This is a genomic window from Candidatus Binataceae bacterium (assembly GCA_035650475.1).
GTDB lineage: Bacteria > Desulfobacterota > Binatia > Binatales > Binataceae > JAKAVN01.
In genome coordinates, this window is the sequence record DASRHP010000009.1 from 431,756 (window position 1) to 454,733 (window position 22,978).

The 22,978-nt window shown below is 66.5% G+C and carries 18 protein-coding genes and 1 tRNA gene; 14 read left to right on the top strand and 5 right to left on the bottom strand.

Annotation, left to right across the window (positions count from 1 at the left end):
• The first annotated feature begins 5 nt into the window (after positions 1 to 5).
• From VFB33_08260 to VFB33_08280, 5 genes are read left to right on the top strand one after another with little or no spacing between them, the layout of a single operon-like run.
• Entirely contained in the window at positions 6 to 2,090 is a 2,085-nt protein-coding gene (locus VFB33_08260) for a pilus assembly protein N-terminal domain-containing protein (GenBank protein ID HZO81676.1), read from the top strand.
• A gap of 30 nt (positions 2,091 to 2,120) precedes the next feature.
• Complete coding sequence (locus VFB33_08265) at positions 2,121 to 3,347, top strand: AAA family ATPase (protein ID HZO81677.1); 1,227 nt, start codon at positions 2,121 to 2,123, stop codon at positions 3,345 to 3,347.
• A 14-nt stretch (positions 3,348 to 3,361) separates the two neighbouring features.
• Complete coding sequence (locus tag VFB33_08270) at positions 3,362 to 4,705, top strand: TadA family conjugal transfer-associated ATPase (protein HZO81678.1); 1,344 nt, start codon at positions 3,362 to 3,364, stop codon at positions 4,703 to 4,705.
• Positions 4,706 to 4,720: 15 nt separating this feature from the next.
• Positions 4,721 to 5,671, top strand: coding sequence for a type II secretion system F family protein (locus tag VFB33_08275; GenBank protein HZO81679.1), 951 nt, complete (start codon positions 4,721 to 4,723; stop codon positions 5,669 to 5,671).
• A gap of 28 nt (positions 5,672 to 5,699) precedes the next feature.
• Positions 5,700 to 6,641, top strand: a complete 942-nt coding sequence (locus tag VFB33_08280) for a type II secretion system F family protein (GenBank protein HZO81680.1) — start codon at positions 5,700 to 5,702, stop codon at positions 6,639 to 6,641.
• A 188-nt stretch (positions 6,642 to 6,829) separates the two neighbouring features.
• Here the strand turns inward: VFB33_08280 and VFB33_08285 are convergent, their stop codons facing one another.
• Positions 6,830 to 8,218 (bottom strand): sigma-54 dependent transcriptional regulator, encoded by a 1,389-nt coding sequence (locus VFB33_08285; GenBank protein HZO81681.1) that lies wholly within the window; start codon positions 8,216 to 8,218, stop codon positions 6,830 to 6,832.
• A 613-nt stretch (positions 8,219 to 8,831) separates the two neighbouring features.
• Positions 8,832 to 8,907, bottom strand: a tRNA-Asn gene (locus tag VFB33_08290).
• Positions 8,908 to 9,064: 157 nt separating this feature from the next.
• On the opposite strand from VFB33_08290, the gene VFB33_08295 reads away from it, so the two are divergent.
• Positions 9,065 to 9,343 carry a hypothetical protein gene (locus VFB33_08295; GenBank protein ID HZO81682.1) on the top strand — a complete coding sequence of 93 codons (279 nt, stop codon included), beginning with the start codon at positions 9,065 to 9,067 and terminating at the stop codon, positions 9,341 to 9,343.
• A 13-nt stretch (positions 9,344 to 9,356) separates the two neighbouring features.
• Here VFB33_08295 and VFB33_08300 read toward each other — a convergent pair whose 3' ends face one another.
• Complete coding sequence (locus tag VFB33_08300) at positions 9,357 to 10,124, bottom strand: RNA methyltransferase (GenBank protein ID HZO81683.1); 768 nt, start codon at positions 10,122 to 10,124, stop codon at positions 9,357 to 9,359.
• Between the two features lie 104 nt (positions 10,125 to 10,228).
• Between VFB33_08300 and VFB33_08305 the strand changes: the two genes are divergently transcribed.
• The 5 genes from VFB33_08305 (at position 10,229) to VFB33_08325 (ending at position 14,932) form a co-directional block, all read left to right on the top strand.
• Positions 10,229 to 10,885, top strand: a complete 657-nt coding sequence (locus VFB33_08305) for a metallophosphoesterase (GenBank protein HZO81684.1) — start codon at positions 10,229 to 10,231, stop codon at positions 10,883 to 10,885.
• Between the two features lie 178 nt (positions 10,886 to 11,063).
• A complete protein-coding gene (locus tag VFB33_08310; protein ID HZO81685.1) occupies positions 11,064 to 11,780 on the top strand; it encodes an HAD-IA family hydrolase in 717 nt (238 codons plus the stop codon).
• 160 nt (positions 11,781 to 11,940) lie between these two features.
• Positions 11,941 to 14,295 (top strand): hypothetical protein, encoded by a 2,355-nt coding sequence (locus tag VFB33_08315; GenBank protein ID HZO81686.1) that lies wholly within the window; start codon positions 11,941 to 11,943, stop codon positions 14,293 to 14,295.
• Between the two features lie 10 nt (positions 14,296 to 14,305).
• Complete coding sequence (gene mce / locus VFB33_08320) at positions 14,306 to 14,710, top strand: methylmalonyl-CoA epimerase (protein ID HZO81687.1); 405 nt, start codon at positions 14,306 to 14,308, stop codon at positions 14,708 to 14,710.
• Between the two features lie 6 nt (positions 14,711 to 14,716).
• Positions 14,717 to 14,932 carry a zinc ribbon domain-containing protein gene (locus VFB33_08325; GenBank protein ID HZO81688.1) on the top strand — a complete coding sequence of 72 codons (216 nt, stop codon included), beginning with the start codon at positions 14,717 to 14,719 and terminating at the stop codon, positions 14,930 to 14,932.
• A 126-nt stretch (positions 14,933 to 15,058) separates the two neighbouring features.
• Here the strand turns inward: VFB33_08325 and VFB33_08330 are convergent, their stop codons facing one another.
• Positions 15,059 to 16,216: a VWA domain-containing protein gene (locus VFB33_08330; protein HZO81689.1), complete on the bottom strand. Its 1,158-nt coding sequence runs from the start codon at positions 16,214 to 16,216 to the stop codon at positions 15,059 to 15,061.
• A gap of 337 nt (positions 16,217 to 16,553) precedes the next feature.
• On the opposite strand from VFB33_08330, the gene VFB33_08335 reads away from it, so the two are divergent.
• On the top strand, positions 16,554 to 17,771 hold the full coding sequence (locus VFB33_08335) for an LLM class flavin-dependent oxidoreductase (protein ID HZO81690.1): 1,218 nt from the start codon (positions 16,554 to 16,556) through the stop codon (positions 17,769 to 17,771).
• A 183-nt stretch (positions 17,772 to 17,954) separates the two neighbouring features.
• Here VFB33_08335 and VFB33_08340 read toward each other — a convergent pair whose 3' ends face one another.
• Complete coding sequence (locus VFB33_08340; GenBank protein HZO81691.1) at positions 17,955 to 19,550, bottom strand: GNAT family N-acetyltransferase; 1,596 nt, start codon at positions 19,548 to 19,550, stop codon at positions 17,955 to 17,957.
• A 268-nt stretch (positions 19,551 to 19,818) separates the two neighbouring features.
• Here VFB33_08340 and VFB33_08345 point away from each other — a divergent pair, with 268 nt between their 5' ends.
• Both VFB33_08345 and VFB33_08350 read left to right on the top strand, forming a co-directional pair.
• The gene (locus VFB33_08345) at positions 19,819 to 21,951 is read left to right on the top strand and encodes a cation:proton antiporter (protein HZO81692.1); all 2,133 of its coding nucleotides are present in this window, start codon (positions 19,819 to 19,821) and stop codon (positions 21,949 to 21,951) included.
• Between the two features lie 13 nt (positions 21,952 to 21,964).
• Positions 21,965 to 22,900 (top strand): NAD(P)H-binding protein, encoded by a 936-nt coding sequence (locus tag VFB33_08350; protein HZO81693.1) that lies wholly within the window; start codon positions 21,965 to 21,967, stop codon positions 22,898 to 22,900.
• The last annotated feature ends 78 nt before the right edge of the window (positions 22,901 to 22,978 follow it).

Below are 22,978 nucleotides of genomic sequence, written 5' to 3' on the forward strand. Positions count from 1 at the left end.
GGACGATGGTCAAAGCAATAAAAGAAAGCGCGCGCGCCGCGCGCGCTTCGTACGGTACCGCTTTTCCGCGCCGCCTGCTGGTTGCAGCTGCGGCTGTGGCGGCACTGATGGTGGCCGGGCGGCCGGCGGTGGCCGCCTCGCATCGCAAAGTCTCGGTGGCGCTCAACGCGGGGGAGAGCTACACGATTGACAATATCGCCAAGGACTCGACCCCGGGCGTCAAGGTGCTCGACAATCCGCACGCGATGGTGGTCAACAGCGACGCGCCGGGCAAAATGGTCCTGCTCGGCGCCGAGCCGGGCGCCTGGAACATCGACGTTACGCTCGCTGACGGCGACAAGGTCACCTACGCAGTCGATGTTAAAGCGCTCGCCAAGCCCGCGGCGGCCGCCGCACATGCGGATTCGGCGCCTACGGCGGGCGAAGGCTCGTCGCGGCCAGAAACCGCGACGGCCGCTCCCATAGCCAAGCCAGGCGACGTCGGAAGCGGCTCGGTGGCGGGGACCCACGCTGCGATGGCGGCCAGTGCCGCAGCCAAGACCTCGCCGACGGGCGCTGATTCCGCTTCGGGCTCGACGGCGAGCGCGTCGGGCGCGCCCACGGATTCCTCCGCGGCCGCCGCACCGTCGAGCACGGTCGAACCGGTGAAAGTGGCTTCAGCCGCGCCCGTAGCGCCCATGGCCAGCGACGCCTCGGCGGATTCTCGAACCCCGGGTACGGCGCCCAAGCCTGCGGCGGGCGCCACGGCGCTTGCGGCGGCATCCGCACCCAGCGCCGATCCGTCGGCGGCTGGCACGAGCGCACCGGCCGCGCGGGCTGAGGCGGGCGCCACCATGGCGCCCAGCCAGACGGTAGCCGCAGTGCAGGCGCCGATCGAGAAATTCAGCACCAATCCGCCGGCGGTGATCCCGCCTCCGCTACCGCCCTCGGGCGAGAAGCACTTTTTGCCTGACGAAGGCATCGACATGATGGTGGGAACGTCGGAGGTGGTGGATTTTCCGACCCGCATTCGGCGCGTCTCGGTAGCCGACAGCAAAGTCGCCGACATCCAGGTGATCAACCCCTACGAACTCAACCTGGTCGGCCATCAGCCCGGGTTCACTACGCTGGCGGTGTGGGACACGCAGGGCCGCTACGTCGAGCGTCAGATTCGCGTCGACGCCAGCGGCAAGCAGCAAGTGCTGCTCAACGTGATCGTGGCCGAGATCAACCGCTCGAACACCGAGGCCTTCGGGATCAACTTCTCCTTTGCGCTGCCGCGATGGAACGTTTCGTTCGTCAACATGGTCGGCGGTGTGGCGACCCCGTACACCGCGACCAGCCCACTGACCGCTAACGCGCTGATCTCGTCCAATCCGCCGGTGACGGTTTCCTCGAGCGCGAACGGCACGCTGCCCGCGGAAGGTACGATCATTCCGTTGTTGCTCTCGCAGAACCTGACCTACGGCTTGGCGGCGTCCAACGACAACATCAACACCCAGAGCTTCTTCCAGTTCCTTGAAACCCATCAACTGGCTAGAATCCTGGCCGAGCCGCATTTGCTGGCGAACTCGGGCGAGAAGGCCGAGTTCCTCTCGGGTGGCGAGATTCCGATCGTGATCGCCCAGGCGCTCAACACCTCGATCGTTTTCAAGCAGTTCGGTACTTCGGTAGCATTCGTGCCGACGGTGGTCGGCCAGGATGACATCGAGCTGAAGGTCAAGCCCGAGGTTTCCGAGCCCGACTTCGCGCACGGCGTGCAGCTGTTCGGCTTTTCAATCCCGGCCTTCATCACACGGCGCGCGGAGACGATGGTACGGCTGAAGAACAACCAGACCCTGATTATCGCCGGTCTGCTGCTCAACGAGAAGCGCGAGCAGGTCAACAAGGTGCCCTACCTCGGCGATATTCCGCTCGTGCGGGGGCTGTTCCGCAATACGGCCTACAGCAACACCAACACCGACCTGGTCATGACGGTGACTCCACAGTTGGTGGCACCGGTGCCCGCCAACGGCCAGGTGGTGTTGCCCACCGACCGTGGTCCGCTCACTGACAGTGAAGTCCAGACGAGGAGGGTTTATCCGCCCAGTGCCGCCCGCCCGCGCTTCTAACAAGGGAGTGGTGCATTCTGGGAGCAACCTGTGGCAGTGCTAGGCCGAAAGACCGAAGGGCGCAAGGGTGCGCTGCGCGTCCTGCTGATCGGCGAGGACGAGGAACGGCGAGCCGAAGTTACCAGCGCCTTGGAGGCGCTCGGCGGCGACCCGCCGCTGGAAATTTACGCCGCCTCGCCGGCGGCGGGTTCCGAGAGCAGCAACGGAACCGCGCCTGCGGACGTCACGATGGTGGTGTTCAACGGCAACGAAGAGGCGTCGTTGAACTATCTTCAGAAGGAGGCCGAGCGCTCGCCGCGGCCGGCGCTCTTTGCACTGGTGCGCGAGCGCTCGCCTGGGCTGATGCGCCAGATCCTGCGGGCGGGCGCGGATGAGTTGCTGTTTCTGCCGCTCGACCCAGGGGAAGCGATGCGCGCGCTGCTCAAGGTCAGCGAATCGCATCGGCGCGAGGAGCTCGAACACGGCGGTATCGTATGCTCGGTGGTGAGCACCGTGGGCGGGGTCGGGGTGACCAGCCTCGCGGCCAACCTCGCACTGGCGTTGCGTTATACGCTGAGCAAGCGGGTTGGCCTGGTTGATCTTGACTTGCAGTCGGGCAGCCTCGCGGTGGCGCTCAATCTGGAGCCCGAGCGCACGATCATGGCGCTCACCGAGCAGGATAAGAAACTTGATTCGATCCAGCTCGAGGCGGCGCTCACCAAGCACAGCTCGGGAATCTACCTGCTGGCGGCGCCCAAGCGGATCGAGGACAGCGAGCTGGTTTCCGACGTGACGCTGGGCGCGGCGCTGGACCTGATGAAGCGCCTGTTCGATTTCATCGTGGTGGACTGCGGCGGCTATATCAACGAGAACGTGGTGGCGGTATGGGAGCGCTCCGATCATCTGTTCTACGTGCTGGAACAGTCGATCGCAGCCGCGCGAAGCTGCTGGCGGTTTATTGAGTTGTTCGCCCGGCTGGGGCTCAGCGGGGTGCAGCCGCACTTCGTCCTCAGCCGTTATGTTCCCCATCACCCCATCAGCGAGGAGCAGATCACCAACACTTTGGGCCGCCCGATCTTCGCCAAGATCCCGCGCGACGAGAAGGCGCTGGAGCGCGTGCAGTTGCGCGCCCAGGACCTCTGGCAATGCGCGCCCAACTCGGCGCTGACTAAAGCCTACGAAGATCTCGCGCGGCGGCTGGCCGCCGGCGACGAGGCCTCGGCGGGGGATCGCGGACTGATGTCGCGTCTGCTCGGAAAATTTGGTGCCCGCTCCTGAAGGTCGTGTGATTTATGAAACTGGTCGAACGGATATCGCAGAAGGAAGGCGCGCCGCAGCAGCAGCAACAGCGCTCGCTTATCGGCGGGCAACCCAAGCGCGAGCGCAACGTGCTCGCCGACGGTTTCCAGCAGCTCAAGCTCGCCGTCCATAACCGGCTCTTCGAGATGCTCGACGTTTCGCGCCTGGAGAGCCTCGAGGCCAACATGGCCTCGGCCAAGGTCACCACCGCAATAAGCGAGATTCTCGACGAAGAAGGCCGTCTGCTCACCGACGCCGACCGCGCACGGCTTATCGAGGAAATCAAGAACGAGCTGCTCGGCCTCGGTCCACTCGAGCCGCTGCTGTGGGATGACGAGATCACCGACATCCTAGTCAACGGCCCCTCGCAGGTCTACGTCGAGCGCGGCGGCAAGCTCTACCTGACCGACGTAAGCTTTCAGGACGACCAGCATCTGATGCTGATCATCGACCGCATCGTCTCGCAGGTCGGGCGCCGCGTTGACGAGGCCTCGCCGATGGTCGATGCCCGGTTGCCGGACGGCTCGCGCGTCAACGCCATCATTCCACCGCTCGCGCTCGACGGGCCGTCGCTCTCGATCCGCCGTTTCGGCAAGCGCCGCTACTCGGTGGACGACCTCGTGGCCAAAGAAACCCTGACTCCCGACATGGTCGAATTCCTTCGCGCCATTGTCCGCGCCCGACTCAACATCCTGGTCTGCGGCGGTACCGGCTCGGGCAAGACCACCATGCTCAACTGCCTATCGGCCTTTATTCCGGTCGATGAGCGCGTGGTAACGATCGAAGACTCGGCCGAGCTCGTGTTGCAGCAGCCGCACGTGGTGCGGCTGGAGACCCGCCCGCCCAACGTCGAAGGCAAGGGCGAAGTCACCCAGCGCGATCTGGTACGCAACTCGCTGCGCATGCGGCCCGACCGGATCATTGTCGGCGAGGTGCGCGGCGGCGAAGTCTTCGACATGTTGCAGGCGATGTCGACCGGCCACGACGGTTCGCTCGCCACCGTCCACGCCAACACTCCGCGCGACAGCCTGAGCCGGCTCGAGATGATGATGTTGCTGGCGGGATGGTCCATCCCGCAGCGCGCGATGCGCCAGCAGATCGCCTCCGCGCTCAACCTCATCGTGCACGTATCACGTCTGTCCGACGGCTCGCGCAAGGTCCTGCGCATCTCCGAGCTCGTTGGGATGGAAGGCGACATGGTCATGATGCAGGACCTCTTCGAATTCCACCGGACCGGCATCAACGCCCAGGGCAAGGTGCTCGGCCAGTTCCGCAAGACCGGCATCCGTTCCGCTTACAAGGAGCGGGTCGAAGCCTACGGCTACAGCATGGATTGACAATTGGGGGAGGCGATGAGCCTGATAGCTGCCAGCGCGGTCTTTGCTTTCGTCTTTATCGTCGTTCTGCTCAGTTCGAGCTGGATCAGCGAAACTACCGAGCAGAACCGCCAGGTCATGCGCCGGATGAGTCGGCCGATGGACGACATCGATGTCGACATCACCCGCCGGCGCAAGCCCGAGGAGCATTCGTTCTTCAGCACCTTCAGGGAATTCAACCTGCTGCGTACGCTGGAGAAGATGATGTGGCAGGCGGGCCTGTACATGCGGGTCTCCGAGATGGTCCTCATCATCTCGCTGCTGTTCCTCGCCGGCTTTTTCCTCGGCGAATTGTTGCTCAAAGGATGGCTTCTGGGCGCCCTGCTGCTTGGAGCCGGGCTGGGTTCGCTGCCGATCATGTACATCCGCTTCCGGCGTACACGCCGGATGAGGGCGTTCGTCGCGCAGCTGCCGTTCGCCCTCGACCTTATCAAGTCCTCGCTCGAGGCGGGCCATTCGCTTAACCGCGGCCTGCAGGTCGTGGTGCAAGAGTTCGGCGACCCGCTTGGCGGCGAGTTCCGCACCGTGCTCGAACAGACCCGGATCGGGCTGCCGCTGCCACGTGCGCTCGAGGACATGCTCAAGCGAGTGCCGGAGGACGACCTGCGGCTCCTGGTGGTGGCGGTCAAGGTCCAGAGCGAAGTCGGCAGCAGCTTGGCGGCGATAGTCGGGCGACTGGCCGAGATCGTGCGCACGCGCCAACGCCTGCGCCTGCAAATCCGTGCGCTAACCGCGCAGTCGCGCCTGGGCGGCATGATCGTGGGCTGCCTGCCGATCGTGGTGCTCGGCGCCTTCAGCCTGATCAACCGCCAGTACGCCGACGAACTGTTCTTCGATCCGACCGGGATCAAGTTGCTCAAGGTAGCGGGTGGCCTCGACCTTTTCGCTTTCATCACTATCCGCCGGCTCCTGCGGCTGGACTACTGAGCGGCGCCTATCCCCGCGGGGTGAATTTATGACTCCACTTTTGGTCAGCCTCATCGTTTTGTGTATGGCGGGAGTCGCGGCGACGGCGGTCTACCACGCCCTTTACGGCAGCCATCGCGCGCTTGAGGAGCGCTTCGCCGACCTCGCGCTCAGAGTGCGCGCCGCGCAGGGCGTCTGGGAGGATACCGAGGAGGACGTCCACGGATTGTCGCGTTTGATTTTGCAGTGGGCGGCCAAACGGGTGCCGGTCCCCAAGCCGGACACGCCCGAAGGAGAGAAGCTGGCGCGCACCCTGATCCAGGCCGGCTATCTGAAGTCCACGATGCCGCAGATGTTTCAGGTCATCCGCTTCGGCAGCGGCGCGGTGTTCGCCCTGATCGGAGCCTTGATTGGAATCATCGTGCACAACACCTCCTCGGTGCTGCTCTTCGGCCTCGGCGGCTTCGGCATCGGGCTTTTTCTGCCGAGCTACTACGTCGGGCGGCGCGCACGTAAACGCCAAAACGCGATCGCGCGACAGCTCTCCGATGTGCTCGACCTGCTGGTGGTGTGCGTTGAGGCGGGGCTCGGCCTGTTCGAGGCAATCAAGATTGTCGGCACCGAAAGCGAGCGCCAGAAGCAGGAGATCGGTCGCGAGCTGGCTTTGGTGGCGTCGGAGATTTCGGCTGGCGCCTCGCTCGGTCAGGCGTTGCGCAACCTTGCCGAACGCACCGCGGTCGAGGACATCAAGCCGCTCGCCGCGACGCTCATTCAGAGCGAGCAGCTTGGGGCGCAGATCGCCCCCGCGCTAAGCGCCAGCTCGGACGCGCTGCGCACGCGGCGGCGGCTGCGCGCGGAGGAGATGGCGCAGCGCACCACGATCAAGATCCTGTTCCCGCTGGTGCTGTTCGTGCTGCCCGCGATGCTGCTGGTGATCGTGGGACCGGCGATTATCCAGATCCTCCGCACGCTCGGCGGCGGTGGCGGCTGAGCCCGAGGCGGCGGGCCCACCCGCGGCCGATCTTTCAGAGGCCGCGCATGTCCGGTGGAGGGCCTGCGCGGCCTCTGCCTTTTTGGAGAGGCCCGCAAAAGGCGCCGCGCGCGTCCTGCTTGTGTCAGCGCGGACGCGCGCGGCGCAAGGACGAATCCAGTCGATCAGTTGATTGCGCTGCGGCCTGGCTACAGGCCGAGACGCTTCATGAGGCGGTAGAGGGTGGTGCGATCCACGCCGAGCGTGGTTGCCGCGACCGCGCGGTTACCTTTGGCCGCGTCGAGCGCCGCGCGAATGCGCGCGACGGCGGCGCGGTCGAGATAGGCCTGGAGGGTTTCGTTGGGCGCCGCGGGCTCATCGCTTTCGGCCGCCGGTTCGATGCTGCCGTCGAGGGCAAACGCGTCGGGTGTAAGCACCTCCGCTCCGCTCATCACCACCGCACGCTCGATCACGTTTTCCAGCTCGCGGACGTTGCCTGGCCACGAGTAGGTGAGCAGCGTGCGCTCGGCCTCGGGCGAGAGTGTGATCGGGCGACCGGCCTGTGCGGTGTAGAAGGCCAGGAAATGGCGCGCCAGCGGCAGGATGTCTTCGCGGCGCTCGCGCAGCGGCGCGATCTTGACCGGGATAACGTTGAGGCGGAAGTACAGGTCGGCGCGGAAGCGTCCGGCCGCGACCTCGTTGCGCAGGACGCGGTTGGTGGCCGCGACGATCCGTACATCAACCTTGCGCGGCTTGGAGGCGCCCACCCGCAGCACCTCTCCGTCTTCAAGCACGCGTAACAGCTTGGCCTGGAAGTCGGTGCCGGCCTCGGCGATTTCGTCTAGGAACAAGGTGCCGCCCGAGGCGCGCTCGAAGCACCCGGCGCGCGCCGCGATCGCGCCCGTGAACGAACCTTTCTCATGGCCGAAGAGTTCGCTTTCGACTACGCCTTCGGCGAAGGCCTTGCAGTTGACCGCGACGAATGGGCCCTCCGCGCGATGGCTCCAGTAATGAAGCATGCGGGCGACCAGCTCCTTGCCGGTCCCGCTCTCGCCTTCGATAAGCGCGGTCGAACGCGAGGGCGCCACCCGGCGCACCATCGCGACTAGGTTCTTGCTCTGCGAGCTTTCGGCGATAAAGGCGGCGGCCGTGCTGGCGACGTCGAGCTGCTGACGCAGGCGGCGGTTCTCGCGCTGGAGCGACCCCATCTCGATCGCCCGCGTCAGAATCTTGCTCAGCTCGTCGGCATTGAGGGGCTTGGTCAGATAGTCGAAGGCCCCCTCGCGCATCGCGGCCACGGCCGAGGTCACGCTGGGCTCGCTAGCCATCAGGACGACCGCGATATCCGGCCGCCGACCCCGCACCCGCCGCAGCAGATCCAGGCCGTCTAGCCCGTGCGTGCGCACGGCGGCAAGGATGACCTCGCATCCCTGTTCGGCAGCGGCCAGCGCCCCTTCGGCGCTCGGGCAGACGTCGCAGTCGAAACCCTCTTGCTCCAGGGCCATGGCCAGCGAGCGCGCCGCAACCTCGTCTTCGTCGACGATCAGGATGCGCGCCCGGTAGGGCTCCAAGGCTACTGCGCCTAATCCTTGAGACATTAGCGTATCGCCTAATCTGCTACGGTCTATCGAGCGTACTGTGGCATAATTGCGCAGGGCGCACCCCGTGTCAACAGGCCGCATGGGACGTCTGTGCATATCCGGATGACGGTCCCAAGGCCATGTTGGCAATCCGCAACGCATCGGAAATCCCATCTTTTACTCCAGAAGCAGGGCTAAGCTGCGACAGGTAAGCTGCCCGGGCCGGAATCGAACCGTCCGTCGGGTAACCGGTTATCTTCGCGGTGACGGTTGTTGCTCGCGTCGGTGCAATTTCGCTCTGGCCGCATCGCCGTTCATCCGGCAAGCACATAACGCCAGATACATGCCATCGTGCCCGCCCTGCATCGCGCGGCGCGGCGTTGACGAATCGCCACACCGTGCGCAACCGCCTTCTGGTACGAGATGCTCGGAGCCGTGCGGGAAAATTCTGGAAGCCCTGATCGGGCCGTTTCGGGCTTGAGCGTTTGTGCAACGCCGCATGAGACACCTCAGCGGCGGTCTTTCATTTAGGCGACCACGGCGCGTCCCAGAGTGTTACGGTCGCCAGCCGATTCGTGTAACGCTTCGTGGCAGTGCGATGTCTTGATTCGGTGCGCTCGGTTTGAGGAGATGGCTCCCCGGGCCGGATTCGAACCAGCGACTTGACGGTTAACAGCCGTCCGCTCTACCGACTGAGCTACCGGGGAGCACGCGCAGCGCGCAGGCCCTTCTTTCGTAACCGCACAGCGGCGTGAAATCAAGCAGTGCTCCCCCGTCCTGAGCACGCCGGCGGGGTTATCGGTTTGGATTGCCGCTGCGCTGGTTGCGCACGCTGCGATCGGCGATAATTCAAACAGTGGTGTTATGGGCGAGCTGATACGGCTCGAAGAGATTGAGCGGGCGCGCCGGCGCACCCGCGCGCGGGTTGCCGAGCGCGAGCATCTGGAACGCGCGGTCGCGATTCTCCGCGAGAACCTTGCGGCGGCGGCCCAAGCGCTGCGTGACGCGCCCGCCGACGAGCAGCCGGGGCTGCTTAGCCACGTCGAGAAACTCGCCGCGCTGGTGCGCTACGGGCTCAGGATGCTGGGCGAGGCGCCCGAGGCCGATACGCCCAACCCGGCCAAGGCGGTCGATCCCCAATAGCCCGTCGCTGCGCCTAGCGCAGCTTTTTCCCTGCGCCCCGCTTGGCTTCGGCAGTTTGGAGACCGCTCTCGGCGAACCACAGTATCTGGCGCGCGATACCGTTGAGGATCTGGAGGTCACGCGCGCCGAGTCCGGCGCGCCCCAGGAGCGCGCGCAGGGTGAACATGATATGGTCGGGATTATCGGCGGGCAGGAAGCCGATCGCGACCAGCGCCCGACTCATCCGCTGCATCATCGCCTCGACCTCAGCCGCCGGCGCATACGGCTCGGCTGCTGGCAGGTCGCGCACTGTTCCCGCCGCCATCACCAACTCGTACGCGACCACCATCACGGCCTGCGCCAGGTTAAGCGAGGGGTACTCGGGCGCCGTCGGAATCGTGATCAGGCGCTGGCAAAGTGCGAGGTCGAGATTGACCAGCCCGGTGTCCTCGGGGCCGAAGACGACAGCGATGCGATTATGCACGGCTTCGGCGACCAGTTGTGCCGCCGCCTCGCGTACCGCCATCGCGCCCGCACGATAAAGCCCCGGCCGGCAAGTGCTGCCGACCACCAACGTGCAATCCGCGACGGCGGCGGCCAACTCGTCATAGCTCCGCGCAGTGCTCAGGACGTCCGCCGCATGCACCGCCATCGCCGCCGCCTCGCGCCCCCGCCAAGCGACCGGTGCGACCAGCCGGAGGTCGCGCAAGCCCATGTTTTTAAGCGCCCGTGCGGCGGCGCCGATGTTGCCGGCTTGAAGCGGTCGCACCAGGACGAAGGTGAAATTGTCGAGCGGGACCATCGGTCGGACATCTTAGCTGAGGTGGCAGGGGGCGCCACCCGGATGCGATAGGCGCACAAAACCGCTATCCTTTGCCGTGCGGGCGAGCGCGCCCTGCGGCCACGATGAAGATAGTCTCCTTTGGTGACATCCATATGGCGACGCGCAACCTCGCTCTGATGGGCGAGGTGATGCGCGACACCGACCTGGTGATAATCTCGGGCGATCTGACCAACTTTGGCGGCGAGGACGACGCGCGCAAGGTGCTCGACGCGACCCGGCGCGCTTGTCCGCATGTGCTCGCGTTGCCCGGCAACCTCGACCGCCGCGAAGTTATCGGCTTTCTGGAGCGCGAGGGCGTCGCGCTGCACGGGCGCGGGATGGTGCTCGACGGCGTGGCGATCTTCGGCTGCGGCGGCTCCAACATCACGCCCTTCAATACTCCGACCGAATTTAGCGAGGACGAGATTTACGCCACCCTGATGGCGGGCTATGAGCAGGTGCGCGGTCATCGTCCGCTCCTGATGGTCTGCCATACGCCGCCCTTTGACACCCGCTGCGATCGCATCGTCGGCGGCCGCCCGGTCGGCAGCACTGCTGCCCGCCGCTTCATCGAGGAAGTCCGGCCCGAGGTCTGCCTCTCCGGCCATATCCACGAGTCGGCGGGCACCGACACTATCGGGCCGACCCGCGTGTTCAATGCCGGCCCGTTCAAGGGCGGCGGCTATGTCGTCGTGCGCAGCGCGGCGCAGGGGCTTGAGGCCAAGCTGGAGTTTCTTTGAGGTCCCGGCACTGGATCGCGCGCGGCAGTCGGCCGGCGTGTACTACGGAAAACTGGTCAACGGGCGGAGCTTGGTGCTGCGCGGATGGGCCGCGCTGGTGCGCCGCTTTGTCTTCGGGAGGATCTGAGCTGCGCGCCCGCGCTGACGCCACGGGCGCCACCGAGTGTAATCGTCCAGGATGCTGAAGGCGGTATTTTTCGACGCGGCCGGAACGATCTTCCATACCCGCGAGCCGGCCGGGATGAGCTACGCCAGAATCGCGCGACGCTTCGGGCTTGAGGCTGACGCTGACGCGGTTGTCGCGGCGTTTCGGCGCGCCTTTCACGCCGCCCCCGGGCTCGCCTTCGGCCCCGGCAGGCCCGGGGCGGAGCTGCGCCGGATGGAGCGCGAATGGTGGCGCGCGCTCGTGCTTCGGACATTTGACGGGGTCGGCCGCTTCGCGGATTTCGAAGCCTACTTCGATGCCTTGTTCACTTTCTTTGCCGACCCTGCCAACTGGACCGCGGACCCCGACGCGCCGGCGTTGCTCGCAACCCTCAAGGCGCGCGGGATGCTGCTCGGGGTTATCTCGAATTTCGACTACCGCATCTACCGTGTGATCGAGGCACTCGGGCTGGCGCAGTATTTTGATTCAATCACCATCTCGTCAGAGGCGGGATGGGCTAAACCGGCGCCGGAAATCTTCCGCGCCGCGCTTGGACGCCATTCACTGTCGCCGGCCGAGGCAGTCCACGTCGGCGACTCCGAGACCCACGATCTGAGGGGGGCGTGCGGCGTCGGGATGGGCGCCATTTTAGTTGATCCGCAGAGCGCCGAGGCGCTCGCAGTGGCCGGGCGATGCGCTCGGGTGCGTGCGCTGGGCGACACTGCGATCGCGGTTGAGCAAATCGGGTAGCCTTGATCGCGATGGACAGTTTAATCTTAATCAACACGCCTGCCGGCCGGCGCGGGGCTTGGGGGCCCCTCCGGGCAATTTCACGGGCAGTAGAGCAACGATGAAGCAAATTTCGGGTCTGCGCAGACTTGCACCCTTAATGGTCCTGGTGGCGATAGCCATGGCGGCCCCAGCGGCGTGGGCGGCCGGGCTGGGCGCGCTCAACTCACGCTTGAGCGCGCTCGAGCCGCGGGTTGACGAGGCGTTGGCGAACCCTTCGGTCGCAAGCGACGTTATCCAACAGCTCGACAACGCTGAGGGCGAATTCGAACAAATCGCCAACAGCGGGGGCGCCAGCCGCGGCCAACTGCTCGATGCCTACATGCGGCTGGAGTCAATGCTCAACCGCCTGTACACGACTTACCAGCGCAAGAAGGACGCCTGTGTCGCGCAAATCGACGCCGGCGGCCACTGCGACTACGACCAGCCCGAGCAACTCGCGCTGCGCGCGGTCTATCCGCTGTCGTGGCTGCATTACCGCGGTGCGCTGCTCTACTCCAACGACCCGGCGCTGGCGCGCCGGCTGCTCAACCAGGCGATCGATGGCTTTACTTCGGCCACTCTGGTGATCTTCTCGCCCGAGCTGGTGCGTGAGAACCTGCTCGGGCGTGCATTATGCGAGCGCGAGCTCGGCAAGTACGACCGCCAGGAGTACAACCACGCGATCACCGACTTCAAACGCATTCTCAAGGATGGCCCGGAAACCCGCCAGTATCGCGCCGCCCAGCAGGGGTTGGCCGCGACGTACGCTGCCATGGGCAAGGCGGGGCAGGCGGCCAAGCTGGCCGGCGAGCTCGCCGCCGGCGCCTCCGGCTCGCAGCGGGAAGGGCTGGAACTGATGCGGCTGCGCGAGCTGTTCGAGGCCGAGGCGGCGACGGCAGATCCGGCCAAGAAGCTCGACTTCCATCGCAAGGCCGTCGAGTACATCCGCGAACGCCAAGACAATAAGAACGACTGGGCGGTCGCGCTGGCGGCGGTTTCGCAGTACGTCGCCGACCCCGTGGCCGAGTTCGGCAACTCCTCCGACCCGTTCGAGAAATGGCTGCTCGCAAGTGTGTTGTATTACAAGCGTCAGCCGCTGCCTGCGGCGAAATATTTTACCGAAGCCGCCAACAGCGGCCGCTTCCCGAAGGGCTACAAGTACGCCGCCGACATCTACTACTCGCTGGGTCGGATGGACCTGGTCCAGAAGCTGGTTGATCAGATCGCGCGCGAGCCGGGCAATCCCGACGCCCAGTGGGCCGCCTACATGCGCTTCAAGCTGCCGCGCCTGCAGTGGGAGCGCGGCGGCAAACGCAACGGCCAACTCGAAAGCGCGTGGGTCGCTGCCGCCGAGCAGTATCTCAAGACCTATCCCCGCGGACCATACGCCTACGAGCCGCGCTTCCGGCTTGCCGAGCGGCTTCAAAAGCAGGGCAAGTTCGCCGACGCTGCCAGGCTCTACGAGCAGGTCACCGGCAACCGGGAGTATGAATACACGGCGGTCTTCAACGCCGCCGAATGCCGCTACATGATGGTGGCGGCGGCCGAGAAGGCGCGCGCCGGTGCGGGCAAGGACGCCAAGCCGAGCGCGGCTGAGACCGCGCTGCGCGCAGAGGCGATCAAGGGCCTGCGCCAGACGATCCAGGGCGAGACGCAGGCTGAGCGTGCGGCGCCCGCCCAGCGCCGCTTCTTTTACGACCTGCGCGGGCGCGCGATCTACATGCTCGCGAGCCTCCAGGAGCATCAGCCGCCCGTGGACAATCGTGAGATTGCCGAGCTGCTCGCGGGCTACGAGACCGCTTACCCAGGGATGAGCAAGCACTTCAACGAAGTCTTCGAATGGCGGCTCAAGTCGCAGAGCGCCCTTGGCCAATGGGAGGCGATCGCGCGCGACGTCCAGGCTCTGGTCAAGCGCAACCAGGGCAACCTCGCCAACAGCGACTTCATTAAGGAGGTCGGCGTCGATTTCTGGAAGGGCGCCCAGGCCGCCCAGGCGCGCGGTGACCAGAAGGCCTACCTCGCGCAGGCCCAGCTCACTGCGCTCGACTACGGCTACTTCGAGGACATGGTTAAGGCCGGGAAGATCCCGGCGAAGAACCTGACCGGCACGCTTTCGATTCTCGGCCAGGCTTACGCCGCGCGCGGCCAGACCGACAAGGCCGAGGCGACCTTCAGCCAGGTGGTCAAGGCCGACGCCGCCTCGCCCGACGCCAACGCGGGGCTGGCGCGGATCGCGCAGGCGCGCAAGGATTATAAGAACGCGCTCGACCTGTGGACGCGAGTCGAGGCGACTGCCGCGCAGTCGGACAACCTCTGGTACCAGGCCAAGTACAACCTGGCCGAGATCCTGGCGACCGAGGGCAACGTCGCGGCGGCGTGCAACAAGCTCGCGGTCACCCGCAGCGAGCATCCGAGCCTGGGTAGCCCGCAGATGAAAGAGCAGTGGATCGATTTGCAGCGCAAGCTCTGCCTCAAGCAGTCGGCGCAATCATAGGGTGGGAACGATGCTGAAGCGGATCCATCACGTGGGCGTGGTCGTGCCGAGCCTCGAAGAAGGGCTCAAGTTCTGGCGCGACGCGCTTGGGATGCGGCTGACGAAGAGCGCGACGATCGAGGAGCAGGGCGTGCGCGCGGCGCTGCTCGAGGTCGGCGGCAGCGAGATCGAGCTGCTCGAGCCGCTGAGTCCCGAAGGCGGGGTGGGCAAGTTCCTCGCCCGGCGTGGCGGCGGATTGCATCACGTATGCTTCGAGGCGGACGACGTCGCGCGCGAACTGGCCGCAGCCAAAGCCAAGGGCCTCCAGCTCATTGACCAGGCGCCGCGCAAGGGGCTGGCCGGAATGATATGTTTTCTCCATCCGAAGGCGACGCGCGGCGTGCTGGTCGAGTACGCCCAGCCATTCGAGGAGTAGAGAACGATGCCGATCTACGAGTACCACTGCGCCGATTGCGACCACTCGTTCGAAACCTTCGTCCGCCCGGGCGAGATCGAGAGCGAATGCCCGACCTGCCACGGCTCCAACATCGCGCGCGAGATGTCGGTGTTCGCTTCGGCGCGAGCGTCCGATAGCGCCGGGCCGACGGGCGCCGCAAGCGGTGGCGGGTGCTGCGGCGGCTCCTGCGGCTGTGGTTAAGCGGCGAGCTCTGTGACCATTCCTTAGCGCCGCGCTGCGCGCGAAGGAATCCTGGGAGGCGGTTCCACGATCGGCGCCTAGAACCGAGAAACGGGCTGCGTCAGGAATGGTCGGCCCTGGTGCCACCTATGGTGCGGTTGCGGGGCCGGCATATTCGGTGCCCGGGCCGACGGTCACCCCCTTACGCACGCGCACGTGGAGTTCGGGGCGCGCAGGGACGTCCACGCGCAGGCTGCGGTAGCCGCCGCGCGAGGGGTCGGGCGCGACGAAGCCGGCGGTGTACTGTTCGCGCAGTTCGTTGCTGATCGCGGCGCAGTCCTGGCGCAGCGCCTCGCCGTCGCCGACCTCCCGCACCAGGAAGGTGCGCGCGCCGGTTTCGCTGGACAGCGCGCTCAGCGTGCGGGTATCGACGTGGTCGATGTCGCCGCCGAACATGAACGGCCCGATAGCGATTCCCACGCCGCCCGAGTTGGGATCGCCGATACCGATCGAGTAGATCAGCACGCCCATCCGGCGCGCCTGGCCGATCACCTGCGCCAGCGTCGCCTGGCTCGCGTTATCCATCCCGTCGGTCACCACCAGCAGCGCCTTTTTGTCATAGCGGCCGTGCTTGACCATGATCAGGCCGTCCATGATCGTGTCGAACAGCGCCGTCTGGCCGTAGGCGTGGAGCAGGGCGAGGCGGCTGGTGACCAGGAAATGGTTGGTGGTGAAGGGCTGGAGCAGGAAGGGGCGGTTGGAAAAGGCAAAGAGAAAGACGTCGTCGCGCTGGTTGAGGTCGCGGATGAACTGGCCGATCGCCGCCCGCAGCTGCATCAGCTTGGGCTCCATGCTGCCCGAGGTGTCAGCCAGGATGCCAATCGAGACCGGCGTGTTGAGGTCTTGGCGCAGGAACTCGATCGGGCGCTGGATGCCGTCAACATAAAGCCGGAAGTCGCTCTTCTGGAGCCCGGTGACGTAGCGCCCGTTCTGGTCGGTGACGGTGACAGTCACCTGCTCGTAACCGGACTGGTTGCGAAGCGCGCGCGAGGGCAGCTCCAGCTCCTGGCCCGGCTGGCTCTTGAACTGCGGCACTGTGAGCGCGTCGCCGCCCTGGCGCGACGGCGTCGTCGGCGCCAGTTCGAGCACTGATCCGCCGCCCTGATTGGTGTTGATCGGGGGGGGCGGAACGAACGGGCGCTGCTGCGCTGCCGCCGGTCCGGCCTGAGCAAGCAGCGCCGCCAGCACGATCGCCGCCGCTGCCGCCGCTCGGCGGCAGATCGGGCGGCCCTTTGAGGTCAGCATCGCAACTGTCCTCGACTTGGAAGAGTCAAACCCCCGGCCCTCGGATACTTCGATCTTCCTATTTGCCTGTGACTTGAGCAAGCGGGGCGGATTCGGGGCGCGCCGTGGGAGTTTAGCAGCGCCTTGACAAATCCTCCCGAGCCTTCGCGCGATTCACCCATCCGCACAACCGTATAGACGTAATCGAGTCTCCGCTGTTTCGCGATGGCCGAAGCGCCGTGGCCTCCCCTTCGACCCGCAACCGCCGGACGTTCGCTATTGTTCCCGATCGCGGGGCGTCGTAAGGTGCCCTAGGGCCTCGCCGGAGCAAGCTCGTCCCAGGCCAAGGAGAACCGTGATGAAATTTGGCATTTTCATGGCGCCCTTCCATCGCGCAGGCGAAAACCCCACGCTCTGCTTCGAGCGCGATCTTGAACTTATCGAATGGCTTGACCGGCTGGGCTACGACGAGGTTTTCGTCGGCGAGCATCACTCCTCGGGATGGGAGATCATTCCGTCGCCGGAAATCTTCATCGCGGTCGCCGCCGGACGCACCCGGCGGATCATGCTAGGCTCGGGCGTGGTCAGTATCCCCTATCATCATCCGTTCAACGTCGCCAACCGCTACGCCCTGCTCGACCATCTGACCCGCGGGCGTGTGATGCTCGGATGCGGGCCGGGCGCGCTCGCCGCCGATGCCCATATGCTAGCGATCGACACCACCCAGCAGCGCCGCCAGATGGTCGAGGGTGTCAAGGCGATCATCCGGTTGTTCACCGAGGAGGGCGGAATCACGATCGACGGTTCGTACTTCCGCCTGTACGACGCCCATCTCCAGGTCAAGCCGTATCAGAGGCCGCACATGCCGATCTTCGTCGCCAACACGATCTCGCCGTCGGGGATGGTTGCGGCGGGCGAGCTCGGATGTGGCGTGCTGTCGGTGGCGGCGTTCGCCACCGGCGGGCTCGACGGCCTACCTAAACGCTGGGCAGTGGCGGAGGAGACCGCAGCCGAGAACGGCAAGACGGTCAGCCGCGACAACTGGCGGCTGGTGATGCCGATCCATCTGGCCGATTCGAAGAAGGAGGCGCTCGACGACATCCGCGAAGGCGGCAATCACTGGATTCACAAGTACTTCATCGAGACCCTCGGCGCCCAGATCCAGTTCCAGGAGTATCCCAACCAGCCGATCGAAGAGATGACGGTGGACCGGATGGTCGCGCGCGGCGGCGCGATCGTCGGCACGCCCGACGACGCGATCGCGCGCATCCGCGAATTGCAGGAGGCGAGCGGCGGTTTCGGCGGAGTGCTCGGACTTGCCCACGAATGGGCCTCGCGCGAGCAGACGCTGCGCTCGTACGAACTGTTTGCGCGCTACGTGATGCCGCGGTTCCAGGGCACGGCCGCCGAAATCGAATTTTCCAATCGATGGGCGGCGCGCCAGCGCGAGATGCTGTTCAACAAGTCGGTGGCCGGAATCATGACCGCGATGAACGACTACAAGGAGCATCGCGAGGCGGCAGGCAAGAAGCCCTCGGAGATCGCCGACCAGCCGGTCACCCGTGTGCGCCCGTAAAGGGCCTGCTCTGCGAATCAACAGGGCGGCCGGATCCGGCCGCCCCTGCCGACTAACTTTCACCGACCCGCGCGTGACCCGCATCTCGCCGGTTTCCCGTGGCTCTGCCTGCCATGTCGGGTATCGCCGGCATTGAAGAAGTCCGCGACCGCGGGGTTGCCGTGTCCCGGCGCGGCGCGCCGATCAGCGCATCGCGGCGGCCGCTCTAAAGGCGCGCTCCGCACCCTCGATCGAACGCGCGCTTTTCGAGGAAAGTACCCGCTCGCGCGACGCGGTGACCGCCGCAAGCAGCGCAGCTCCGTGTGCGGACGCGGTATGGATATCTTGCGGATTCACCTCGACGTTGTGCAGCGATTGCAGGCACAGGAGATCGCCGCTGGCTGTGCCCGGAAAGACCGCGGCGAAGCTGAAGCCGAGCTCTTCGGCCGCACTGCCAAAGAGCGCGGTGAGCGGGTCGCCCAGCGGCATTTCCAGACGGATCACGCGCACGTTGTGCTGATGCAGGTTGTGGACGAGGTGCAGCACCTCGGCCAGGAAGTCGCGTCCGTAGAGTTTCACTCGCACCCTGGCGTGACTGGCCGCGCGCAGGATCGACACGTCGAGCATTGAGTGCTGCGGCAGGGCCTCGCGGCTGAAGTCCCGCGGAGCGTTGCCGAGCGTGCGTTGGATGCCGCAGTTGGCGTAGATCCCGGCGATGATCTCGCGGTGCGCCGCCGGTGGATAGCTGGCGGCGGCAAGGTCGGACCACGGAAAATAGAAGGCCACGATGGAGTGGCGCTCATGGCCTTGGCGGCCGCCAATCCCGCGCATCACGATCCGCGCCTCTTGCGCGGCGAGCAGCACGCCGACTTCGCGGCCGCCGTTGTCGAGCGAGGTCTTCTGGCTCGCCGTGTGTACGGTTACCGCCATCGCCAGCATCCCGCGCAGGCCCAGCCCCCGCCCCTCGGTGAAGCTGATCGCGGTCAGCCGCTCGGCGATCCCATGGCCGCGATAATCGGGGTCGACCACCAGGTAGCCGAAAGTTCCGATTGGGTCGTCGATCCGCTCGCGCTCGATCGCGGTGTGGCCTACGATCCGCCCCTGCGGGGCGACTGCGACCGTGGCCAGATGCAGCCCTGCGCGCACCCGCTCGGCGCATCGCTCCGGATGGTAGATGACTTCGTCGGCGCTCGGCCCGCTCAGCCCGTACGTGCGAAAGAAGCAGCGGGCGACCTCGAAGGCATCCTCGGGGCGCATCGAGCGATACTCGAGCTGAGCCGGCGCAACCGTCTGGCTTGGGGCCCCGGGCTCCGGGTGATCGTTCGCCGCAGTTCGGTCGGCCGCCGCCGCGGCGCGCTCGCCAAGCTGGTTGCGGATAAACTTGATCGCGCTGCAGCGATTGCCCTCGCGGCCGCGGAAGGAGGCGTGAAGTTCGTCAACAAACCCACGCTCGAGAAACTGCGCCATTATTCCCCGCGTGCCCGCGCCGGTCGCCGCGGGATCGACCGGCATCCCGGTATCATCCACCCAGGCGACGATTTCACCGGGACGATGCTCCAGGCTGATCTCGACCTGGGCGGCCTGCGAGGCGGCAAAGCCGTTCGCGATTCTATCTGCGCACAGTTCTTCGACAACGAAGCGAAAGCGGCTCGCCTCAAGTGAGGAAAGGCCGGCCCACGCCGCAAGCCGCTCTATCGCGATGCCTGCGGCGGGAACCGCGTCCGGCTCGTGCGCCTTGATTCGGAGAATTTCTCTGACGCGCCCTTTTCCGGGCGCATTCGATCCGTTTAGCTCTGCCATGCGACAATTGATCGGAACAGCACAATATTCGTTTGGCGTGCCAACCGGTGTGGCTTATAACTCGGCGCACGCTCGACGTGCAAACCAGCAGGCAAACTCGTCCCTCGTTCCTCACACGCCGGCGCGGGGACGAAAATCGTGCGGCCCAGCGAGATAATCACCTCGTAAAGTTGCTGCGTTGACCCGCCTGTGTTCGGCGGTTAGCGTGTTCCTAATCGTTGCGCGCCACTTCGCCATCGGCGCGCCCCCGCTTCATCGGAGTCATTGCTTGTCGCACCTGAGCGAGAGCCAGATTCTTCGCTTCGTCGTGCAGCTCGCCGTGCTGCTGCTCGCCAGCCGCACGCTGGGCGACTTGATGAAGCGTATCGGCCAGGCCGCGGTGATCGGCGAGCTGCTCGCCGGCGTGATTCTCGGCCCCTCCGTGCTGGGTACGCTTGCGCCCGGCGCTTTCAATGCGCTCTTCGGCGGCGATCCGCTGCCCGGCCATCTGCTCGAAGCCTTTGCGTGGGTCGGCGCGATCGTGCTCCTGCTCTATGTTGGCGTCGAAACCGACCTCGATATCCTGCGCGGACAGGGGCGTACGGCCGCATACGTCTCGGTTTGCGGGATGGTCATCCCGTTCGGTTGCGGCTTTGCCCTCGGACTGCTGCTGCCCGCGCAGTATCTCCCGGGGCCCGACCAGCGGCTGATCTTCGCGCTGTTCATGGCGGTGGCGATCGCGATTTCGGCGGTGCCGGTGATCGCGAAGATCCTCATCGAGCTCGGACTGATGCGCCGCGAGCTGGGGATGCTGATCCTGGCCGCGGGGCTGATCGACGACACCACCGGATGGCTTCTGTTGTCGCTGATCGCGGGCCTGGCCGGGGGCCGCGCGCTTTCGGCCGGCTCGTTCGCGTTGTTGCTGGGCGAGGCGGCGGTCTTCGTCGCGCTCTGCTATTTCGCGGGCGTGCGCGTGGTGGGCTGGTTGATGCGATGGGTGGACGACCGCGGCGCGGCCGAGCACGGCAAGTTCAGCGCGATGGTGTTGGTCGGCTTCGCCTGCGCGATCACGACCCAGCTCATCGGCCTGCACGCGGTATTCGGCGCCTTTGTCGCCGGCCTGATGCTCAGCCGTACGCCGCGCGTGCGCAACCGTGATCGCGCCGAGCTGGAAGCGGCCACGATGGGCCTGATGGCGCCGGTATTTTTCGGCTACTCGGGATTGCAGGCTAACCTGTCGGCGCTGCGCAGCCCAGTGGTGCCGTTGGTCGTGCTGGGCGTCGCGTGTGCGGCAAAGATCGCGGGCTGTCTGCTCGGCGGCAAGCTTGGGCGGCTGAAGTTCCGCGAGGCGCTGGCGGTCGCCATCGGGATGAACGCACGCGGCGGGATGGAGATCATCCTCGCCCTGCTGGGCTTGAGCCTGGGCGTGCTGACGCCCGCGATGTACACGGTGATCGTGGCGGTGGCCGTGGTGACCTCGGTGATCACGCCATCGCTGCTCAGATGGTCGCTCAAGGGCGTGGGCGAGCGGCCGGGCGACGCCGAGCGCGCGCAGCGCGAGCGGGTGATGGCGCGGCTGCCGCTGCGCGTGGAGGGCGCCAAGCTGCTGGTCCTCAGCGGCGGTGGTCCGCATGCCGAGCTCGCGACCCATCTGGCCGCCGCGCTGGGCGGCTCCTCGCACGCGAGCATTACGATCTTCCATGCGGCGGCGGCCAACGGCGGCGCGCCGGCGGCGGCGTTTGAGGCCGAGTTCGCCCGTCTGCGCGCGATCGCCGCGGCGACCGGCGCCGTCAACGTGTACCAGCGCGCGGGCGGCGGCGATTCAGTGGTTGACGCGATCGTCCAGGAGAGCGAACGCGGCTACGACGCGATCTTCGCCGGCGCCTCCCATCTACACGGCCACGACGTGCTCGGTGGCGAAGTGCTGCGCGGATTGCTCAGCGAGGTACGCGCGCCGGTAGTGATCGCGCGCAACGTGGGGGCGGCGATGCCGCTGCGCAGAGTGCTGGCGCCGGTCAGCGGCGCCGCCTGCGCGCGCCAGGGCGCCGCGGTCGGCGTCCTCTATGCGCAGGCGGTGGGCGCTGCGGCGACCGCGCTTTACGTCCGCCAGCGTCCGGTACTTGGCCTGCGGCTCGGCGCCGCCGAAGCGGGCGGCGCGGGCGAGGAGGCGGTGGGCGAGGTCCGCGAGTTGGGCGAGCAGCTCGGGCTGCGCGTCGCGACCCGCATCGAGGTTGGCCCCAGCCCCGAAAGCGTCATCCTACGCACGCTGCGCGAGGGCGGCTTCGATCTGCTGGTGATTGGCGCGCTGTACCGCTCCGCCGAGCAGCGGCTGTACTTCGGCCGCCGCGTCGATCAGATCCTGCGCGCGGCACCCTGCGCGGTTGCGGTGGTGGTGTCGCCCGCCCGTCCGCTTCGCCTCTGAGCGCTTCCGCGCGATGGCCGCCGCGGAGCTGAACGTCGTCACCGGAGCGCTCGGTTATACCGGGCGCTATATCGCGCAGGCGCTGCTCGCGCGCGGCCTGCGCGTGCGGACGCTGACCAACCATCCCGCGCAGGCTGATCCGTTCGCCGGACGCGTCGAAGTTGCGCCGCTCGATTTCAGCCGCCCCGAAGCCCTCGCCCAGAGCCTCGACGGCGCGACGACGCTGTTCAACACCTACTGGATCCGGTTCCCCTACGGCGCGACGACGTTCGATAGCGCGGTCGCGAACTCGCGCACGCTGCTGCGCGTGGCGCTCGCGGTCGGCGTCCGCCGCATCGTCCATATCAGCATCACCCACGCTGACGAGCGCTCGCCGCTGCCCTACTTCCGCGGCAAAGGGCTAGTCGAGCGCGCGATCGTTGAGTCCGGGCTCTCCTACCTGATTATTCGTCCGACGCTGATCTTCGGCGGCGCGGATATCCTGCTCAACAATGTCGCGTGGCTGCTGCGGCGCTCTCCGCTCTTCGCCCTGCCCGGACGCGGCGATTACCGCGTGCAACCGGTGTTTGTCGAGGACGTGGCGACGCTGGCGATAAGCGGCGCCGCGGAGTCCCGCGACCGCGTCGTTGACGCGGCCGGGCCGGAAATTTACACCTTCCGCAACCTGGTGCGCGCGATCGCGCGCGCGGTTCACAGCCGCGCGCTGGTCGTCCCGGCGCCAGCCGGTCTCGCGTTGCTTGCGGCGCGGCTCATCGGACACGCGCTCGGCGATATCACGCTCACCCGCGACGAGATCGCCGGGCTGAGCGCAGGCCTGCTGGTTGCGAGCGGCGCGCCGACCTGTCCGACGCGCCTGAGCGCGTGGCTCGAAGAAAACGCCGGGCGCATCGGGGAGGAATACGCCTCGGAACTCGCCCGCCGCGCCGCGGCGCAGCCGCGCCGGGCGTAACGCCGCACGGCCTGGCCGTTAACCGCCCTGGCCTCCGCTCTGGTAGCATCCACGCCCACGTCCCCCGGGGCGCCAAAC

Excerpts from the sequence above, each read along its gene's own strand:
- VFB33_08260 (HZO81676.1), top strand. The coding sequence starts at position 6 with ATGGTCAAAGCAATAAAAGAAAGCGCGCGCGCCGCGCGCGCTTCGTAC.
- VFB33_08270 (HZO81678.1), top strand. The coding sequence starts at position 3,362 with ATGAAACTGGTCGAACGGATATCGCAGAAGGAAGGCGCGCCGCAGCAG.
- VFB33_08275 (HZO81679.1), top strand. The coding sequence starts at position 4,721 with ATGAGCCTGATAGCTGCCAGCGCGGTCTTTGCTTTCGTCTTTATCGTC.
- VFB33_08280 (HZO81680.1), top strand. The coding sequence starts at position 5,700 with ATGACTCCACTTTTGGTCAGCCTCATCGTTTTGTGTATGGCGGGAGTC.
- VFB33_08285 (HZO81681.1), bottom strand. The coding sequence starts at position 8,218 with ATGTCTCAAGGATTAGGCGCAGTAGCCTTGGAGCCCTACCGGGCGCGC.
- VFB33_08295 (HZO81682.1), top strand. The coding sequence starts at position 9,065 with ATGGGCGAGCTGATACGGCTCGAAGAGATTGAGCGGGCGCGCCGGCGC.
- VFB33_08300 (HZO81683.1), bottom strand. The coding sequence starts at position 10,124 with ATGGTCCCGCTCGACAATTTCACCTTCGTCCTGGTGCGACCGCTTCAA.
- VFB33_08305 (HZO81684.1), top strand. The coding sequence starts at position 10,229 with ATGAAGATAGTCTCCTTTGGTGACATCCATATGGCGACGCGCAACCTC.
- VFB33_08310 (HZO81685.1), top strand. The coding sequence starts at position 11,064 with ATGCTGAAGGCGGTATTTTTCGACGCGGCCGGAACGATCTTCCATACC.
- VFB33_08315 (HZO81686.1), top strand. The coding sequence starts at position 11,941 with ATGGCGGCCCCAGCGGCGTGGGCGGCCGGGCTGGGCGCGCTCAACTCA.
- mce (HZO81687.1), top strand. The coding sequence starts at position 14,306 with ATGCTGAAGCGGATCCATCACGTGGGCGTGGTCGTGCCGAGCCTCGAA.
- VFB33_08325 (HZO81688.1), top strand. The coding sequence starts at position 14,717 with ATGCCGATCTACGAGTACCACTGCGCCGATTGCGACCACTCGTTCGAA.
- VFB33_08330 (HZO81689.1), bottom strand. The coding sequence starts at position 16,216 with ATGCTGACCTCAAAGGGCCGCCCGATCTGCCGCCGAGCGGCGGCAGCG.
- VFB33_08335 (HZO81690.1), top strand. The coding sequence starts at position 16,554 with ATGAAATTTGGCATTTTCATGGCGCCCTTCCATCGCGCAGGCGAAAAC.
- VFB33_08340 (HZO81691.1), bottom strand. The coding sequence starts at position 19,550 with ATGGCAGAGCTAAACGGATCGAATGCGCCCGGAAAAGGGCGCGTCAGA.
- VFB33_08350 (HZO81693.1), top strand. The coding sequence starts at position 21,965 with ATGGCCGCCGCGGAGCTGAACGTCGTCACCGGAGCGCTCGGTTATACC.